At 42.1% G+C, this 20,682-nt stretch carries 10 protein-coding genes; 5 read left to right on the forward strand and 5 right to left on the reverse strand.

Going from position 1 to position 20,682, the window contains the following annotated elements:
- The first annotated feature begins 6 nt into the window (after positions 1-6).
- The 3 genes from QVO88_RS01055 to QVO88_RS01065 are packed head-to-tail and all read left to right on the forward strand — an operon-like array spanning position 7 to position 10,621.
- Positions 7-8,892 carry a hypothetical protein gene (locus QVO88_RS01055; RefSeq protein ID WP_022286679.1) on the forward strand — a complete coding sequence of 2,962 codons (8,886 nt, stop codon included), beginning with the start codon at positions 7-9 and terminating at the stop codon, positions 8,890-8,892.
- A 26-nt stretch (positions 8,893-8,918) separates the two neighbouring features.
- The gene (locus QVO88_RS01060) at positions 8,919-9,614 is read left to right on the forward strand and encodes a hypothetical protein (RefSeq protein WP_022286680.1); all 696 of its coding nucleotides are present in this window, start codon (positions 8,919-8,921) and stop codon (positions 9,612-9,614) included.
- Between the two features lie 32 nt (positions 9,615-9,646).
- On the forward strand, positions 9,647-10,621 hold the full coding sequence (locus QVO88_RS01065; protein WP_022286681.1) for a hypothetical protein: 975 nt from the start codon (positions 9,647-9,649) through the stop codon (positions 10,619-10,621).
- A 94-nt stretch (positions 10,622-10,715) separates the two neighbouring features.
- Here QVO88_RS01065 and QVO88_RS01070 read toward each other — a convergent pair whose 3' ends face one another.
- From QVO88_RS01070 to QVO88_RS01090, 5 genes are all read right to left on the reverse strand, one after another.
- The gene (locus QVO88_RS01070) at positions 10,716-10,961 is read right to left on the reverse strand and encodes a TIGR03905 family TSCPD domain-containing protein (RefSeq protein WP_022286682.1); all 246 of its coding nucleotides are present in this window, start codon (positions 10,959-10,961) and stop codon (positions 10,716-10,718) included.
- 12 nt (positions 10,962-10,973) lie between these two features.
- Positions 10,974-12,146, reverse strand: a complete 1,173-nt coding sequence (locus tag QVO88_RS01075; RefSeq protein ID WP_022286683.1) for an NADP-dependent malic enzyme — start codon at positions 12,144-12,146, stop codon at positions 10,974-10,976.
- Positions 12,147-12,237: 91 nt separating this feature from the next.
- A complete protein-coding gene (locus QVO88_RS01080; protein ID WP_022286684.1) occupies positions 12,238-13,110 on the reverse strand; it encodes a PHP domain-containing protein in 873 nt (290 codons plus the stop codon).
- Positions 13,111-13,316: 206 nt separating this feature from the next.
- Positions 13,317-14,288 carry an RluA family pseudouridine synthase gene (locus QVO88_RS01085; RefSeq protein WP_022286685.1) on the reverse strand — a complete coding sequence of 324 codons (972 nt, stop codon included), beginning with the start codon at positions 14,286-14,288 and terminating at the stop codon, positions 13,317-13,319.
- Positions 14,289-14,296: 8 nt separating this feature from the next.
- The gene (locus QVO88_RS01090; RefSeq protein ID WP_022286686.1) at positions 14,297-14,713 is read right to left on the reverse strand and encodes a hypothetical protein; all 417 of its coding nucleotides are present in this window, start codon (positions 14,711-14,713) and stop codon (positions 14,297-14,299) included.
- A gap of 586 nt (positions 14,714-15,299) precedes the next feature.
- Between QVO88_RS01090 and uvrB the strand changes: the two genes are divergently transcribed.
- Both uvrB and uvrA read left to right on the forward strand, forming a co-directional pair.
- Positions 15,300-17,270: an excinuclease ABC subunit UvrB gene (gene uvrB, locus QVO88_RS01095; RefSeq protein WP_022286687.1), complete on the forward strand. Its 1,971-nt coding sequence runs from the start codon at positions 15,300-15,302 to the stop codon at positions 17,268-17,270.
- Positions 17,271-17,376: 106 nt separating this feature from the next.
- The gene (gene uvrA, locus QVO88_RS01100) at positions 17,377-20,199 is read left to right on the forward strand and encodes an excinuclease ABC subunit UvrA (RefSeq protein WP_022286688.1); all 2,823 of its coding nucleotides are present in this window, start codon (positions 17,377-17,379) and stop codon (positions 20,197-20,199) included.
- Positions 20,200-20,682 lie beyond the last annotated feature (483 nt).

The raw sequence follows: 20,682 nt of genomic DNA on the forward strand, positions 1-20,682 counted from the left end.
GGAAAAATGAGTGATAGTGCAACGCTGAACATTGACAAGTGCAACACCTTGACAGATGTAAATGTATCCGCAAAAAACGCGGGTGGACTTGTGGGTAGTGCAGAGAATGCAGAAATAAATGTTGGCGAAGGTGTCACCCTTACCATGACCGGATGCGTTACAGGCTCTGTAACTGCGGGCGGTCTTTTCGGCTCTTATACATACAGTAAAGACAACGAAAAGACATTTGACATTTCAAAATTCAGTGGCATGAAAATGGCACTTGCTTGTTCATCAGGAGATACCGCTGACAGTGCGGCTGTTGGTTCTGTTTTCGGAGTGCTGACAAACAGCGCAGATAGTGCAAAAATTAGTATCACAGGCACCGCTAATGATATTATTACTTCAAACTTCAATGGCACTGTCAGGGCAGGCTTTTATGGTGGTATTGTCGGAAGATATTCTGCCAATGCTCTTAGCTCTGAACTAGCGCTAAGTGATATCACTGTAAATGTGACTGGCTTATGCAATGCCCTTGATTTTGGCGGCCTTATTGGTAAGATAGGTGATAACAGTAAGGCTTATGTAAGCGTCAAGAATACCACTATAAGTATTAATAATCCCACATCCTCACAAAATAATTATGGCGGACTTGTGGGCTATGCAGATCAGGCTTTTATTAATGTTGGCGGCAATGTTACAGTTACGGCAGCTGATGTTTCTGCAAACCAGAGCGTAGGTGGCATTGTTGGCAAATTTAATAAAAATGGCGTTGTAAGGCTTGGCGGTGAAACAGACCTTTCAGACTTTTATCCTAAAGACCCTAACAAAAACAGATGTCAGATAGTAGGAAATAGAGGCAATGCTTTGATCTATAGCTTAAGCGGCTGGTCATTTAAAAGGACATCTTCAAAAGTCATAGACGATATGGATTGGGGCGGAGTGCTTCGCCTTAATGATTCCGATCTGCTTGAGAGTGCTGACAGTGTTCTGTCTTTTGATGGATCGGGGCATACTGTTACAATAAATGGATTTCCTAATAATAATATAACCATAAGCAATAGGGCAGATTTTGCCCGTGCAGCTTTGATAATGCAGCATGAAAGCAATGATTTTGTTAAGTATAGCGGTGCTAGCAGGGCAGATATGCTTGCGGCAAATATCAGCCTTAGTGCAGATGTTGATATAAGCGACACAGGTCTAACCGGCTTTATGCGTGATAATGATGAGGGTACATTCACAGGCACTCTGAATGGCACTAGTCATAAACTTACCATGACAGTGGGAACAGAAAATGATAAGATAGTTTTCCATACTCACAACGGACTTTTTGCAAAGACAAGCGGTGCAAAAATAAGCAATATAATGCTTGTTTCAAACTTTAATATTGTCGGTGATAATGTTTCTGGCGGTGATGCTTGTTATATTGGTTCTGTATCTGCATACAACAGCGGAGCTTTGACTATTGACAGCGTGACCGCTGATGTGACCGCATCTCCAAGTGGTGCGTATACTAATTTTGTCGGAGGTCTGGTTGGATATGTTGCTGACGCCACAAGTGAAGTTTCGTTCACTAATTCTGCTGTAACAGCAAATCTTACATACGATAATAGCACAACAAAGGTAGATTGTACTTGTCTTGGCGGAGTTATCGGAATGGTAGGCGCTGTTACATCAACGCCTACAACCGGTATTAAGTTTGATAATGTCACTGTTGGCGGAAATATAACTGACAAACACACAGGAAGTAACTCTAGAGTTGGTGGACTTATTGCAGAGGTCGGTGCTAAGGATAATTCAGCTTCTGTTGTACCTAATAAGATATCTATCACCAATGTTAATATTAATGCTTTAACAATAAATTCTAGTGGTAAATCAAATAGCGGTGGATTTTTAGGGCATAACTGGTATAGAGTAGAAATTGATCTGAATAGTTTGAATGTAAACAATTCAAGATTAACAGTGAACAATGGCACAGAACTGGGCGGTCTTGTACTTTCCACAACAGGTTATTGGAGCATAAAAGATGTTAGCTTTGACGGTGTGACAGTGAAAGCAACAAAATGTATAAATTTCGGCATGCTTGCCTCAACTCTTTTTGGTAGAGATTATGACTCTTATGGCTTTGACTATTTTAAAGGTGAAAATGTCAATAATTACAGAAGCTCACGAGATGCAACTTATTTTGAACTTACTAAACCTAATGGATATAAGATCTCACAAGATACTAAGATAAATATAAGCCCAAGCTATTCGTATTTTGATGAGATAGCTCGTTGTAGTATTTATGCTTCAAATAGTCCTGTTTGCAATCGTCAAGCCATAATTTCAATTCCTGCTGTTACAGCGGACGGAGAGCGTTTGCTGTATATGGACGGAAAGAACTGCAATACCTATCAAAATCAAACAACAAATAATGGTGCTGTGTGGAAAAATAATTCTTGGGCAAGATATTATTATAACCTTGATGTATATAAAAACGGTAAAGCCACCACAGGCGGAGCTAAGGCTGTTGAGTGGAGTGCAAAGCTTTTTGCGGCAAATAATATAAAAGCATATATTAATAGTACAAATATAGATTTTCCAACAGATCCAGAAATAGATTTGACAGGATATTCATTTTATCCAGTTGATACAAATGGTTGTAATATAAAATCAAATTCAACTATTACTTTTGAAAATAATGGCTTTAATCAGTCTGAAATGGTATCAAGCAGTAATAGTGACAATTATGCCCGTACAACTGACGGCATAGATGGAACAAATTTAACTAATTACCATAATCAACATTACATGATGCAATGCGGACTTTTCAGAAATGAAAATGGAGCTGTTACCATAAGCGGCAAACTGACCTTTAAGGGAAATATCGGTAAGGTGAATGGTGGTTCAGGTGCATTGGTTTGCGGCTCGGTTGCTGACGACACCAATACTTCAAAAAAATCTGTCAAAATTACCGGCAGTATCGTTCTTGACGATTTGTATGTGAATGATACTTCTTTAAGTTTAAATGGTGAAAATTCTTACGCCCCTTTGCTTATAAATAAGATAGGCAACATGACAGAGATCACTATACAGAATGTGTCACAGAAAAAACACAGTATGACTACTGCTAAATATGATAAAGGCGGTCAGGATTATGCTGCAACAAGCCTTATAGGCGATGTAGGAAGCAAAAAGGGTCAAAATATATCTCTGACTTTCTCAAATATCAAGCTTGACGCAAGTAATGAAAATTCAATTTTCAAAAATGCTACTTTGCTTGAAAGCTTTCAGCATTCTGACGGAGCAGGCTCTTCTGCAATATACAACTATAAATGGGACGACGATTGGGGTAAAGACTCAGCTGGCAATATTAAGCATAATGTAACCTACGGAAAAGAAGTGTCTGACACCAAAAAGAATCGTGTAGATGATGTGAGCAGGCAGAATAAGTATCATGGCGATTGGAGTAGAGATGACAGGTATACTTCCCCTGTCAAAAATAACGCAACAGAGAAATATAGCTTTGCTGAATACAAGCCATATGTTGCTATATCGTATAATAAGGCTCAAAACTATGATGAGATAGACGTAAACCTTGAGCGACCATATCTTGACAAGGGTTGCGGAACATACTCTGATCCATATATCCTTGACGCTTCTACACTTGCAGAGGTCGCACGAGTTATCAATACAGCCGCACCTACAAATGGCTGGGAAGTAAACTATAATGCAAATGTTTCTGCCGATAAATCGACTGTTAATGCTAATAGTGCTTTTTGTAAAGGCACTAATCATAAAACTTATACTTATGATGGAACAGGCAATTTCGTAAGCGGAAAGGAAAAAGTTTCAAAAGATAACATGATCAAATATCTTTGCGAGGCTTATTACAAGATAAATGATGATATAGTTCTCGGCAGTTCTTTTGCAGGTCTTGGCGGAACATCAAACAGTTTCGTTTTCAGGGGCGTTATTGTTGGACAGCAGAGATCCGACGGAACATATCCAACTATCACCAATAATTCTGCAAGCCCTCTCATCAGGTTCAGCAGCGGAAGTGTTGTAAAAGATATCAATATAGTATATACCAATGAAGTAACGCTTTCAAAAAACAATAATAATAAATTAAACTATAGTACCAAAAAGACGGAGTATTATGGCGGTGTTATGGGCGTTGTGTTCGGTGGAGATAATATCATTGATAATGTCAAGGTAACAAATCCTAATATAAAATTTGCAAATAACGATAACAGCAAACAACATCTCATTACTGCAGGCGGATATGTTGGTGCCATAGTTTACGGCGGCGTTATTTTCAGAAATATGGGCAACGTTGCCAAATATAGTGCGCTTACAACCAACAATACTGAGGCAGTGGGTGAAGACGTATATACCAATCTTTTTATCAATCCATATATAGGCAGAGTTGTAAACGGCTTTGCTATCGAAGAGGGAACAACGTTTGGTAAGTCAACTAACCTTAACAATGGCAGGAAAAATTATCTCATCACGCAGTTTAAGAGTGAGCTAAGTGATGGTGAGAAATTAAATGTTATTGCCGGCACGACCAATACCATTGAAGTGCCTAATGCACAGGCGTTGTTTATGCTGTCTATCATATCACAGTCTGGTATGGGATATACAGACCGTAGAAACAATACTTGCGGATATGGTCACTATACTTTTACTCGAAATGCAGACTATTCAAAAGTTGGCACAGCTACATTGACTTCTGATGATAAAGATTACAAAACTGCGATCTCAGATTATCAAAGACTTGAAAAGGCTACAAGCAGGGAATATGAAAAGAAAAATTCTGTAATGCTAAAAAAATATACAAAGCCAAGTGAAAAAGGTCTTTATGAAGCAAAGTGGGCACACGAATTAAATAAGAACTTTACTGTTAAACTCACAGGAAATGGAACCTATGACCTCACCGGAACCGGTTTTCGTGGTATAAATCAGTTGTTTGATGCAACAAATAGTAACTTGGGCGACATTAAATGTGATTATACTTTGTCTTTGACAGCTATCGAGGGAAATGATCAGACTATAAAGCTCGATACAGATATAAAAGCCTATGCTGTGAAAATAACGGATAACAAGAGCGGTAACACTATTGAATTTCAAGATGTGGATAACTATAAATATCGTACCGCATTTGCCTCCGTAAAAGGAGTTGGGTTGATAAACTGTTCAACGTATGCTTTAACTGTAAATAACCTTAAGCTTTCCGGCAAGATCAGCGTTAAGACGTATAACAACGATGGACAATCGTATGTTAATGAAGACCTTTCTACAGGTGGTATCGTTGGCGGAGTACAGAGTTCTTGCAAGTTTATCGGAATAACATTGACTGATCTTGAAATATATGGTGCATATACTGTGGGAGGACTTATAGGAAAGTCAACAAATGATATCAATATAAGTAACGTTAAGTCTGAAAACAGTGGCGTTTATGTGTATGGCGGATTTGAAACAGGCGGTCTTGTGGGAAATTCTCAGAAAGGCAACGAATTCGCTGTTAAGGATTCTAAGATAAAAATTAATAAAGTTGAATTTGCTAATCTTGATAAAGGCACAAAAACTTGGTTTGGCGTAGGTGGAATCGCAGGTTCTGCAAATATCAAAACGACAATAAGCAATGTTCAGCTTACAGCCTATAATAAAGACAGCTTTATCGGTTCAAAAAAAGACAATAAACCCCTTGCAACCCAGACAATGAACGAGGGCGGTCTTATAGGACTGTCTAACGGAGCCTGCACAATAACAAACACAAGCGTCAGCGTCGATGTTTATGGTAGTAATGCCGGTGGATTCGTTGGAATAAACAAAAACCAGTTGTCTATCAAAGACTGTTACTATGGAGGAACATCTGAAACATCAGCTTGCGGTGTTTATGGCTATACAAGTTCAGGCGGAATGGTCGGCACACAGAATGCGGCTGCGACCTTATCAAAGTCTGCTGTAAAAAATGCAACGATAGGTATACCAATTGCTAAAACTGGTGATGCAGGTATCGGAGGTTATGTTGGTATAAAAGCTAATGGTGATCTGAAGATATCTGATTGTGAAGTCAACAATGTTACTCTGTCAGCAGAAGATAAGTCCAATGGTGCAGGTGCAGGCGGTGTGATCGGTCATAATGACCGTGGAAACACATATGCTTATGATATTCTCATAAATAAATTAGGCTATGTAAGAGGCAACAACAGCGTGTCTGTTTCTAACTTGATAGGTTGGAACAAGGATAAAAATCTATCATCTAAATTTATTGGAGTATCGGTAAATAACACGGATTGTTTACCTGATATACAGTATAATGCTTCACAGATACCTGCCAGCTTCACCGCAGTTCATGCTGACTATAACGGCGATCAGAATAATACTCAAAATATCGGTGATGGAAGCAGGACACACGTTGATATCTATTCACCTTATGTCAATATAAACCCAAGCGTTACTGTCGGCGGTAAGACTTTCGCAGGCGATCTTGTTGGCGGAAATATGCAGACTATCATCAGTGACGCTGCTTCTTATACGAATGGCACAAAGAAAAAATCCTATGGCATAAACAGTACCATAAAGACATATGCAGAGGATCTGGCTAATTCAAAGCTTACAACATTTCGTCAGGCCTCTGAGCTTGATGTTCAGGAGCTGAATGATCTTCCAGTTTTGCTTATAGATGATAACTCATCGTTGAATATCACACAAATGCTCGCAAAGTATATCTCAGTTCTGACAAATTGTGATGTTTGCGACAGCAGTTCAAATAAGCTGAAAACAACAGATCTTATGAATGTAAGCACAGCAACTTATGTGTATGATAACGACGTTTTGAAAAAATCAGACAAAAGCACTCTTACGTTTAACAGCAAGACAGGATATTTCAAGGTCACAGACGGTCAGTATGACAATGACGGCACAAACAGATTTACTGTCATTACTCTTGATTATATCGACCAAACGGGAAGTGGCAAAACTGCTCTTAGACTTCATATTCCTGTTTTTGTAAGAAAGGTGCTTGATTTCAGCTTTCAATCTTACGTTATCTCAGGCACAGACTTTAACCATTCTCACTATACGGATAAAACAAAGCTTGCTTTTGAGAGCTTTGATGCACCTGTTACTACTTATTTTAAGTATTCCTATTACAAATCCGCTAACGAATGGGAAAAAATGCTCAATAACGGTGACGGTCTGCTTTGGAGCTTTGATAAAAAGCTTTATCTTATTGGTGATAATGCCACTGACAGTGGTGTGCTTACCGATGATACAAAGCTAACTCTTGTTGATGCAAATAACAATGACAAGACTTATCATTCTACCGCAAGTGATGCTAAGTTTAATAAAACAACCGGTGAGCTTGACTTGACAAATATAAGTGGCTTTAAACCGGTTACAATGAATGATGTACTGTTAAGATATGCGTCGGTAACAGCTATAGAAGCATCTGACGGAACTCTTGTTGAAGCTGATGAAGCTACAGCTACTGTAAAAACGAGCGACGGCAAGTATTATAGACCTGCTGGTGAGAATGAAACAGGCACTTATAAGATAACTGTTTCAGCGAATAGTAATACACCAAAAAATGATAATGACGAAATGATAATAAGCGAGAACTATTATCTCACTATCAATATTCCGGAAACGGGAAGCACAAAAAAAGTCATCAAAAACTTTGTGAATTATTATAGCGGTAATAAGCCAAGAAAGCTCAATGGCAATATTCCTACAAATCTTGTCCAAGTGACAAATAATGACACTGGTGCATATGTTATTGCAAACTTTTTTACACAGCTAGTAAGTGTGACGGCTCATGACCCAGAGGAGATAACAGCGTCAAATAATTTTGTCCGTGCGACAATGACGTCAAAGATAAGCATTGATCAGAGCCTTAGAGATACATTTAATGGCTATAAGAGTGACGATTTCAATATGTATCAGGCGTTTAAATTCTCTATGAAGAACTTTGATGAAAACGATGCGGGAGCTAATGCAAAGATCATTGCAGGAACTTCGGTGAATGTTGATTACAGCATTTTAAACAGTTCAGACACAGAGTTATCAAACGCAAAAATAAGCAAGACTGAGACACTTTCAGAAGCTAAAGACAGCTATATGCTGATGTATCCCGATTCGGTCTACGATTATATCAATAGTGACACAAATGGCTCTATAACTGTCAAGGCTGATATCAGCTTAACTTATGGTACTGCAGGGATCATAGATCAGTTTCCTGAGCGTAAGGACGGGGATACCAAAACCGGTATAGGAGTAAATGCGGCGTCTTATGTTGCATATAGCCAGAACAATATTGAGAACAGCTCTATCTCTGCAAGTGGAGTTATGCCTGCCAGACGCTACTATAGAAAGGCAATGACGGTGGCACAGCTAAACTATAACGTTGCAGAGTCAACGGTTCTTGAGTCGAAGGATTCACCATTTTCGCAGCTTGGTATCAATGCCAAAGATATGACTACAGGAGAAATGGCAATAACAGCAAATGCTATCTATGATCTGTCTGCTTTGAGTCGATCAACAAAGGACAGCGGCAAAAAAATACAGTATACAATGAGGTTGTATGTTAAGGACAATAGTGGCGATTATAAGCAGACAAACGATATTAGTAAATACCTCAGTAGCTTTACTTTGGAAAACGCCACATCAAGCAGCGGCCTGAATGGTAAGGAGTGCGTTTTTACCGCTGACTATAATGGCGAAGAACAAAACACAGCCGTTACGAAATTTACAGTAAAAACAGGCAAGGCTTTTGAGGAGCAGGGACTTACCTATGCGAACTATAGAGTTGAGCTTACCGCAGTATTGCTTAATGACAACAACTCAGTTGTTAATGGAACTACCTCAAGCGACTATGTTGTTTACACAAACGCAAAAATAGAAACAGGCTTTATAAATTCATAATAAGCAGGCATTTTCAGGAGAAAATTATGACAAAAAGCATTTTTGGAAAATTCAGAAAATTAGAAAAAAAGAAGAAGCTCCAGCTAGTCATAGCAGTATCCATCTCGGTGGTACTGCTTGTGGCACTGCCTGTTTATGCGTGGTTTACTCACAAACGTTCTATTGCTCTTACAACAAAAATAAATGCCCCTACTCAGCTTTATATCACCGCAGGAAACAAAGAATCTGTGGCAAATCTTGAAATGGCAGATATAGACGTTGAGAACGGCAGTTATAAAGACTTTGTTTTCGGCATAGGCGGGGCAGACGTGCAACAATATCAAATACAGCTTGCACATACAACGAATATCCCTTTTGAGTATGAGATATATCGTGCGAAAAGCGTCAGTGAAACTGAAAAATCAGAAGCTGTCGTTTATGTTTCAGATAGTGACGGCACGTTTTATTATGATAAGTCAGGCGATAGTCCAATAAGCGGAAAGTATCTTAATAGAGACGGCTCGGAGATACTTGCTAACAGCACACTTCACGAAAAGTCCTATGACAGCTACGGCAATGTTCAGAAAAATTCCGAAGCACTTTATTGGCAATCGGATACACTGACGGTAATTGACAATAAAGATCCGTTTTGCGATTATTTTATAATCAGAGTAAAATGGAATAAAAACGTCCAAAACAATAAAGAAACTGATATGGTCTACCTGACAGTTCAGAGAAAGTAATAAATCACAAAATAGAGAGGAGGGTGGCTGTTATGAAAGACAAATTTATAAAAAAGCTTAAAAGATCGTGGCTTGCAATATGGATAGCTTTTGCGGCAGCCGCACTCAGTACTATTGGCGTCCTGGCGGCTTATACCAGCGTTTCAAGTGTAAAGCGAGTTGTGTCCACACAAAAGGGAGCTGGTATGCTGTTTTCATCTAATTATCTTACAACAGATGAAAATGATCTTCCAAGGACGATAACTTTTAGCAGTATGGAAAACTCGCCTTGTGTTACAGTCAATGTGTGCAACTATCCGCAAACATTGATAAAGCATAATGACAAGGATATCACATACACTTTGAAAGTCGAGCTTGTGGACAGCAACGGAAATGCCGTTACCGGAGAAGAAACTGCAAAATATTCAGTTGAATATAACGGTGAAAAAAAGACTTTTGGAAGCAATTCAAAAATAGAGTTTTCACTTCTGAAACTTATGGCTGACGATTTCAACAAGCATGAATTTGTGCTGACTTTTGATAAGTCACAGCTCACAAAGTCTGACATATACATGAGAGTGACAGCCACTCCTACAAATCAGGCAGAGTTGAAACCGCTCTCCGCAAAGCTTGGCGTTATTTATATAAATAATAACACATCAGCAACATGGACAGGCACATTCATCGACAATGCTACCTCGCCTAAAGATCTTGACAGCTTCAACTACCGCCTGTCAGGCAGTGGCGAGGGTACTGTCACCCTGACTTGGAATACGAACTATGTTGATATCAGCCCATGGTTTAAGAATACTTATGATCTGACTATTTCAAAGGACAGTTCTGGCATAGCCACTGCAACTTTGAAAGTCAATTCTGCTGAAAAAAATCAATATGACATTCAGTTCTATCGAACGAACGGCATTAACAGTGCAGAGCAGTGGTCTGACGGTAATCATACCAATATTACGGTGACTGGTACGGGATTTGTTTCAATGAGTTTCACTCAAAGCACAGCGACTGAAAATTAGAATATGTACAAAAAAACGGACTGCAAACAAAATGCAGTCCGTTTCCTTTTGTAGGGGCGAACAGTGTTCGCCCGTTTCTTGGTTTGGTGTTAAATTAGAGTGCAGACTTCAAAGCCTCAGCAAGCTGGGCAGGACATGATGTGCCACGTCCGTTGCAGTCGATGCCCTCAAGTCTGTCAATAACGTCTTGAACCTTCATGCCCTCAACAAGCTTTGATACACCCTGTGTGTTGCCGTTACAGCCACCTGTGAAATGCACTTTCTTTACGATACCGTCCTCGACCTCGATATCAATTTTTCTTGAACATACTCCCTTTGGAGTGTAGCTGATAGTTGCCATTTGAAAAACCTCCTAAATTCTTGCTACGCCTGTTTCTCTTGCAGCCTTTGCCACAGCCTCAGCCACAGCGACAGGTACTGACCTGTCAAAAGAGTTAGGCAGAATAAATTCCGCACTGAGCTTGTCCTCAGGCACACAGCCTGCGATAGCCTTTGCGGCAGCCATTTTCATTTCCTCGTTGATGTCAGAAGCCCTTACCGCAAGCGCACCCTTGAAAATGCCAGGGAATGCGATAACGTTGTTTATCTGGTTAGGGAAGTCTGAACGTCCTGTGCCCACGATAAACGCACCTGCCGCCTTTGCTTCGTCAGGCATTATCTCAGGAGTCGGGTTAGCCATTGCGAAAAGTATAGGCTTATCATTCATGGATTTAACCATGTCAGCGGTCACAAGCTTTGGCTTGGAAACGCCCACGAAAGCGTCTGCACCCTTGAGTGCGTCAGCAAGAGAGCCGTGGAGCTTGTTCTTGTTTGTGACCTTAGCCATTTCAGCGTGAGCCTCGTTAAGATAATCATCGCCCTCGCAGATTATTCCCTCACGGTCTACCATGATAAGGTTGCCGATACCAAGAGAAAGCAAAAGCTTTCCGATAGCACAGCCGGCCGCACCTGCGCCGTTTATAACAAGCGTGATATCCTCTATCTTCTTGTTTGCTACCTTGCAGGCATTCATAAGTGCCGCACCGACAACGATAGCAGTTCCGTGCTGATCGTCATGGAAAACAGGAATATCAACTTTCTCTTTAAGCTTAGCCTCTATCTCAAAGCACCTTGGAGCGGCGATATCTTCAAGATTTATACCACCGAAACTGTCTGATATCATAGCGATAGTGTTTACTATCTCGTCAACGTCATTGGACTTTATGCAAAGTGGAAAAGCGTCAACGTCTGCGAACTCCTTGAAAAGTGCGCATTTTCCCTCCATAACAGGCATACCTGCCAGACCGCCAATATTGCCAAGACCAAGCACAGCAGAGCCGTCTGTGATAACAGCCACAAGATTTGCACGTCTTGTAAGCTCATATGAAAGGTCAGGATCTTTCTGTATCTCAAGGCAAGGCTGTGCAACGCCTGGTGTGTAAGCCAGCGTCAGGTCTTTTGCATTGTTTACCTTTGCTCTTGAGCAGACCTCTATCTTGCCTTTCCATTCTCTGTGTTTCTGTAGGGATTCTTCCATTACGTTCATTTTATACAGTCCTCTCTATTACAGCCAAACTAGGCTTTGTTACGCATTAAAGGAACATTACCGCATGATAATGTCCCTTTATTATACCATATTATTTCTCTGTTTTCACAGCCGCTTTGTTAGCTTTTTGTGAATTTATATGAATGAGCTTGAACAGCTTATCAAGATTTTCCTTGTCAGTGGTCATGCTTCCGATATGTGTCATAGTCTCATTATACAGACCATGGAAGTCAGAGCCACCAGTCACTATAAGGTCATGTTCCTTTGCGATATCCACAAGCTTCTGCTGTTGAGTTGGAGTAGCAGAGTAATGATAAGCTTCAATTCCGTCAAGCTTGCCTGCCTCAATAAGTTCAAGAAGCAGCTCGGTGTTGTTGAACATAACAGGGTGTGCCATAACAGCAATGCCCTTTGCGGAGTGTATAAGGTCAAGCACAAAGTTTACGTCAGGATATTCACGGGTAACAAGACATTCGCCGTTTGGATATGCAAAAAGCTTGTCGTTCACAGAGCCGTAAAGCTCAGTGGCATAGCCGTAATTCACTAATGCTCTCATGATATGCTGCTTGAAAATGCTCTTTGAGCTTTTTGTGTAGTGCAGTACAGCATCGGCAGGGATAGGATATCTTGCCATTACCTTTTCTATCATTTCCTTTGCACAGTCTTTTCTTATCTGGCATGACTTCAGGCAAAGACCTTCCAGCCTGTCTGGCTTCTGCGGTGCATAGCAAAGAATGTGTACTTTTGAATTGCGCTTCTTGTCCCATGCGGAAAGCTCTACCGCAGGAATGACCTTGACCCCATAACGTTCGCCAAGTATTTGCGCTCTGTTTGATGATGAAAGAGTGTCATGGTCTGTTATCGCAAGAAAGTCAAGTCCCATTCTTTTTGCCTGAACAATGACCTCTTCTATACCAAGCGAGCCGTCAGACAGTGTTGTGTGACAATGCAGATCTCCTGTCATACCTTTGTTCCTCCAAATCTATAAAATATATCTGTCATTTTCTGTATATATAGTACAGCCGTTAAATTTGACTAAATAATTATAACATATTTTATATACATTTGCAAGCACTTTTGAACAATTTACACAAAATTTGCACGAAAATTATATTATTTTGTCGTATATGACAAATCCACAGTGTCGAAATAGTGCGATTTAACGAAACATCAGAGCTTATATCCGAAGAATTTTTCGCAAAACCATACGTCTTTAACCTGAAAGCTCTTGCCGTTTAGATATTCAAGTATACCTGCGTCAGTGGTGAATTTAAAGGTGAGCTTGTACGAATAAAGTGCCTGCGTTTTCACATTGTATGCACGGTTGACTTTATTTATTCCGTATTTGCCGTCACCAAGGAGAGGATGACCAATGTGAGCAAGGTGCGCCCTTATCTGATGCGTCCTGCCTGTGACAAGGTCAACTTCGAGAAGTGCAAGGTTATCAGCCTTGTTTTCCGCAAGCACACGATAAGAGGTTATCATGGTGCGGCTGCCCTCAAATTTCTTGTCAGATACCTTGACGGTCTTTGTCGCCTCGTCCTTTTGATGATAAGCCGTGAGCCGTGCAGACTTTTCCTTTGGTATGCCAACGGTCACGCAAAGATAAAGCTTTTCAAGCTCTCTGTCTTTAACTTTCTGATTAAGCACACGCAAACTTTCAGCATTTTTCGCACATATTACAATGCCGCCTGTGTTGCGGTCGATCCTGTTGCAAAGGGCAGGAGCAAAAGACAGCTCCTCCTCAGGACGGTATTCACCCTTTTCATAAAGATAGTGCTGTATCCTGTTTATAAGTGTGTCCGCCGAACCGCTTTCGTCCTCATGTACCACAAGTCCGCACTTTTTGTCGCAGAGGATAATATTCTCGTCCTCGTAAATAATATTCAAAGACGTTGGCGCACTGAGAAAAGCAGGTCTGTCAGCAACTTCGCCCTCGAAAAATTCGTCATTGATGTAAAGCTGCATAACGTCACCGCAAGCAAGCCGTGTGGATATCTCACAGCGTTTGCCGTTGACCTTGATACGCTTTAGGCGCAGATATTTGTACAGCAGATTTTTAGGCAGCTTCGGCACAGCCTTTGTGAGAAACTTGTCAACACGCTGACCTGCGTCATTCTGATTTATTATAAATTCTCTCATGTCATACCTCAGAGCTTCACACGAGCTGAGAATCCTCCGTCAATAAGCTCGTCAAGACCGGTGCTGTCAGCACCGCTTTCACGGAGAAGCAGAAGAATTTCTGACATATCGCAGGCTTTGCCTTTACGGCGAGATATCTCCTCTTCACATTTGATAGCATATTGTAAAGGCTTTTTGTCAGCAGGGAAGTTCACATCTGATCCTTGAGCGATGAGCCATTTAATGAAATCAACACTTCGTTTGTCGGGCTTGAGAACACCATCCTGCTCAACAAAGTCAGCACTTTCGATAGCAGTGAGCAGGAAAGTAAGCCCGTTGCTGTCAGTGTCGTTGTAGTCCACATCGTCAGAGATGAATAAGAATTTAAGCTCTTCCAGTTCACGCTTTGAGAGGGTGTAGTTGTATTCGTCATATGATCTATTCATGTTACGTCCTCCTGAAATTATTACTATAGTGATATTATAACCTAAAGTGTGGGAGAATGCAAGAGGGGGAGCGGTATTAAGTGAGGAGTGAGAAATGAGGAATGGGCAAAGCTGAACAGAGATGTGGACAAGCACCGAGCATAGCGATTTTGCGGCAGAAGAACCTCTCCAGAACAATCTGTAGGGGCGAACAGTGTTCGCCCGTGCTCAGGATTTGCTGTAAATTCAGAATTGTCGGGGAGAATTTTTTGCTGCCGAACCTTGTTGTTGCCGTGGGTTTATTACTTCGACGAGCGAACAGTGTTCGCCCGTGTTCAGGATTTGCTGTAAATTCTGAATTGTAGGGGTGCGGTGGGATAATTTTGTTTCTATATCAAAATGTTGTTACCGTGGGTTTGTTTCTTCGACGGGCGAACGGTGTTCGCCCCTACACATACATCGAGCTGATACCGCAGGTTGAGTAACAATACCAGTCCGAAAAATCGTACATATACGCAAATTAAAAAAATATTGATAAAAAAGCCTTTACAATTAAAAATAAATGTAATATAATAATTAAAACAACTGTTCGATTGAGGAGGCATTTATGGATAAGTTTCAGCTTGTTTCAGATTATAAGCTTTCAGGCGATCAGCCCGAAGCAGTGGATGCTTTAGTAAAGGGTATCGAAAGCGGTATGAGAGAGCAGACCCTTATGGGCGTTACAGGTTCCGGCAAGACCTTTACTATGGCAAACGTTATTGCTAGGATAAACCGTCCAACGCTCGTGCTTGCCCATAATAAGATACTTGCCGCTCAGCTTTGCTCTGAGTTCAAGGAGTTTTTTCCGAACAATGCCGTGGAATATTTCGTGTCCTACTATGACTATTATCAGCCTGAAGCCTATGTGCCTAGCAAGGACGTTTATATCGAAAAGGACAGCTCCGTTAATGACGAGATAGATAAGCTCCGCCATTCCGCTACATCCGCTATCGCCGAACGCCGTGACGTTATCATCGTCGCCAGCGTTTCTTGTATCTACTCCCTTGGTGACCCTGAGGAGTATAAGTCCATGGTGGTGTCTATACGTCGTGGTATGGAGAAATCCCGTGACAGACTTATCGCTGACCTTGTGGGTATCCAGTATGAGCGTAACGATATAAATTTCGTGAGAAACAAGTTTCGTGTCAGGGGAGATGTGGTGGAGATATTCCCTGCAAATTCTACAGACACTGCCATAAGAGTGGAGTTCTTCGGAGATGAGATAGACCGTATCACTGAAATAAACGTAGTGACTGGCGAGGTGCTTTGCTCACTTGCTCACGCTGCAATTTTCCCTGCTTCCCATTATATTGTCAGCCGTGATAAAATGCATGACGCTATCGAGGAGATAAAGCAGGAGCTTGACGAGCGTATCAAGTATTTCAAAGACAACGATATGCTTATCGAAGCTCAGCGTATCGCACAGCGCACCAACTATGATATTGAGATGTTGGAAGAGATAGGCTTTTGCAGCGGTATCGAGAACTATTCCCGTGTGCTTGCAAGACGTCCCGCAGGCTCTACGCCGTTCACTTTGCTTGACTTCCTACCTGAGGATTTTGTGCTTTTCGTGGACGAGTCACACGTTTCTCTGCCGCAGGTAAGAGGTATGTATGCAGGCGACAGAGCACGAAAACAGACCCTAGTTGACTATGGCTTCCGCCTGCCGTCAGCAATGGATAACAGACCGCTGACCTTTGATGAGTTTTATTCTCATATCAATCAGGCGGTGTTCGTGTCAGCTACCCCAGGACCTATTGAGCAGGAAAAGTCACAGCAGATAGTGGAGCAGGTCATAAGACCGACAGGTCTGCTTGACCCTGAGATAATCGTAAAGCCGACTGAGGGTCAGATAGAGGATTTGCTCAGCGAGATAAATATGCGTACCGCTAAAAATCAGCGTGTGCTTGTTACTACTCTTACAAAGAAAATGGCTGAGGATCTCACAAATTATCTCAAGAGCTTTGACGTAAAGGTGAGATATATGCACCACGATATCGACACTATCGAGCGTATGGAGATAATCCGTGACCTGCGACTGGGCGAGTTTGATGTGCTCGTTGGTATCAACCTTTTGCGTGAGGGTCTTGACCTGCCTGAGGTAACTCTTGTGGCTATACTTGATGCTGATAAAGAGGGCTTCCTGCGTTCTGAAAGCGCACTTATACAGACCATTGGCAGAGCCGCTCGAAACGCCGAGGGCAAGGTAATAATGTATGCCGACACCGTGACACGCTCAATGGAAAAGGCTATCACCGAAACGGAGCGCCGTCGTGCAATACAGATGAAGTTCAACGAAGAACACGGCATAGTTCCGAAAACTATCGTCAAGGATATAAGAGATGTAATAGAGATATCCACCAAGGAAGAGGTGGAATACGAGGCAAGGCAGAAAACAAAGCTTTCAAAGCAGGAAACTGCAAAGCTCATAGAAAAGCTCACCAAGGAAATGAAAGAGGCGGCAAAGCTGCTTGAATTTGAGCACGCCGCATTCTTGCGTGATAAAATTGCGGAGTTAAAGGGTGAGAAGAAATAAAAAGCCTTGCGAAACATAAAACGGATATATATCCACAAAACGTGTGTAGCCCGCCTGCATACCAATATGTGATTTTTCAATACCAAAAGGAGAGTAAAGAATACCAATGCCAATTAACGAGATAGTTATAAAAGGTGCAAGAGAGCATAATCTCAAAAATGTTGATGTTACCATACCGAGAGATAAGCTTGTTGTTATGACAGGTCTTTCGGGTTCGGGTAAATCTTCTCTTGCATTCGATACCATATACGCTGACGGACAAAGACGTTATGTTGAGTCGCTGTCATCTTATGCGAGAATGTTTTTGGGTCAAATGGATAAGCCTGATGTTGACAGCATAGAGGGACTTTCACCTGCTATATCCATAGATCAAAAGACTACCTCCAAAAATCCACGTTCAACTGTTGGAACAGTCACCGAGATATACGACTATCTCAGATTGCTTTACGCCCGTATAGGCGTGCCACATTGTCCTGTCTGCGGAAGAGAGATACGTCAGCAGACTGTTGACCAGATAGTGGATAAGATAATGGAGCTTGAAGAGGGTACAAAGATTCAGCTTTTAGCTCCTATCATCAGAGGACGCAAGGGCGAGCATACAAAAGAGCTTGACCGTGCAAGAAAGTCGGGCTATGTGAGAGTGCGTATCGACGGCATAACCTATGACCTTTCAGAAGAGATAAAAATAGAGAAAAATAAAAAGCACACTATCGAGATAGTCGTTGACCGACTTGTTATCAAAGAGGGCATAAAGTCCCGTCTTACCGACAGTATCGAAACTGTTTCATCGCTTACAGGGGGACTTGTAGGAGTTGACGTTATCGGCGGAGAGGAAATGCTTTTTTCACAGAATTATGCCTGCCCTGAGCATGGTGTTTCTATCGACGAGCTGACACCGAGAATGTTCTCATTCAACAATCCTTTCGGTGCTTGCGAAAAGTGTACAGGTCTTGGCGTGTTCAAGAAGATAGACCCTGAGCTTATTATCCCTAACAAGGACCTTTCCATAAGGCAAGGCGCAATCAAAGCCAGTGGCTGGAACAGCCTTGAAGAAGGCTCTATCGCCATGATGTATTTCAACGCAATTTCTGAGACCTACGGCATATCCCTTGACGAGCCTGTGAAAAATCTCGACAAGGACGCTATAGACATTTTCCTTTACGGCACGCAGGGTCAGAAGCTTCACCTAAAGCGTGGCAATAAGTTCTATAAGGCTGACTATCAGGCAGAATTTGAGGGCGTTATACCAAACCTTGAAAGGCGTTACAAGGAATCCAACAGCGATTGGGCAAAGGCTGATATAGAAGCTTATATGAGCGATGAGAAGTGTCCTGCCTGCCATGGTGAAAGGCTGAAAAAAGAAAGCCTGAGCGTTACAGTTGGCGGAATAAATATCGCAGAGCTTTGTCACAAATCGGTTGCAAAAGCCCTTGAATTTTTCGAAAACCTTGAGATAAGCGACCGTGACAAGCTTATCGGTGAGCAGATAATAAAAGAGATAAAGTCACGCCTTGGCTTTCTCAAAAGCGTTGGACTTGAATATCTCACCCTGTCACGTTCCGCAGGCACACTCTCAGGCGGTGAGAGCCAGCGTATAAGGCTTGCAACGCAGATAGGCTCATCACTTGTGGGTGTGCTGTATATCCTTGACGAGCCGTCTATCGGTCTGCACCAGCGTGACAATGACAAGCTTATCGCAACCTTAAAAAGGCTTCGTGATCTTGGCAATACCCTCATAGTGGTAGAGCATGACGAGGACACAATGCGTGCGGCAGATTTCGTGGTTGACGTTGGACCAGGGGCAGGCATTCACGGCGGCGAGATAGTCTGCGCAGGAACTGTTGACGATATAATGAAGTGCAAGCGTTCTATCACAGGACAGTATCTCAGCGGTGCAAAGAAAATACCTGTCCCTGAAACACGCAGACAGGGCAACGGCAAGTATCTGAAAGTTATCGGTGCAACACAGAACAATCTAAAAAACATAGATGTTGAGATACCACTGGGCACTTTCACCTGCGTAACAGGTGTGTCAGGCTCAGGCAAATCATCACTTGTGAACGAGATAATCTATAAGGAGCTTGCGGGCAGATTAAACCGTGCGAAGATACGCTCTGGAGCATTCAAGGAAATGCAGGGGATAGAGCATCTTGATAAGGTAATAGATATCGACCAGTCGCCTATCGGTAGAACGCCAAGGTCTAATCCTGCCACCTATACAGGCGTTTTCACTGATATCAGAGAACTTTTCGCTCAGACCGCTGACGCAAAGATGAAAGGCTACGGTGCAGGACGTTTCTCATTCAACGTCAAAGGCGGAAGATGTGAAGCCTGTGAGGGCGACGGTATAATCAAGATAGAAATGCACTTTTTGCCTGACGTGTATGTACCGTGCGAGGTATGCGGCGGAATGAGATACAACCGTGAAACGCTGGAGGTAAGATACAAGGGAAAGAACATCTATGACGTGCTTGAAATGACAGTGGAAGAGGGCGTTGAGTTTTTCAGTGCTATCCCTAAAATAAGCCGTAAGCTTGAAACACTGTATGAAGTTGGTCTTGGCTATGTGAAGATAGGGCAGGCGGCTACAACGCTTTCAGGCGGTGAAGCACAAAGAGTCAAGCTTGCCACAGAGCTTTCAAAAAGAGCCACAGGCAGGACGATATACATTCTTGACGAGCCGACTACAGGACTTCATACTGCTGACGTGCATAAGCTTATAGAGGTATTGCAGAAGCTTGCAGACGGGGGAAATACAGTGCTTGTTATAGAGCATAATCTTGATGTAATAAAGACCGCAGACCACATTATAGACCTTGGTCCTGAGGGTGGCGACGGCGGCGGAACTATCGTTTGCACAGGAACGCCTGAGGAAATTGCGGCTTGCGACAGGTCTTATACGGGACAGTATTTGAGGAAGATGCTGTAACAAATGAGGAATGAGGAGTGAGGAATGAGGAATTGGCATAGCTACACCTTGCGGCTCTTCAGCACGAGGTAAATGTATGCACTTTGTTTGTTCTGCTATATGGTGCAGAGGGGTGCAGAAATGAAACTACCAAACAAAAAATAATCAAAGCGGTGTCGAGAAATAAAACTCGCACCGCTTTTTCTATAACTCAAACAAAGCACCAGCAAAGAGCGTAGCGATTTTGCGGCAGTAGAACCTTTCCCGAATAAAATGTAGGGGACGACGCCCTCGGCGTCCCGCTATCCCTCGCCTGCGGAATTATTGGCAAACGTCACAATAATGTATCCCGAATAATTCGGCATCAGGGGTGTGATAATCACAGCGTTGCCCCTCCATTTAGCAACCAAAAAATCCCAATATCGAAGATATAACAGTTATGGTGTTATCTCTCCGAGCGGGACGTCGAGGGCGCCGTCCCCTACACATTATTTTAGCAAATAC

This window comes from Ruminococcus sp. CAG:57, from assembly GCF_000435935.1.
Taxonomy (GTDB): domain Bacteria; phylum Bacillota; class Clostridia; order Oscillospirales; family Ruminococcaceae; genus Hominimerdicola; species Hominimerdicola aceti.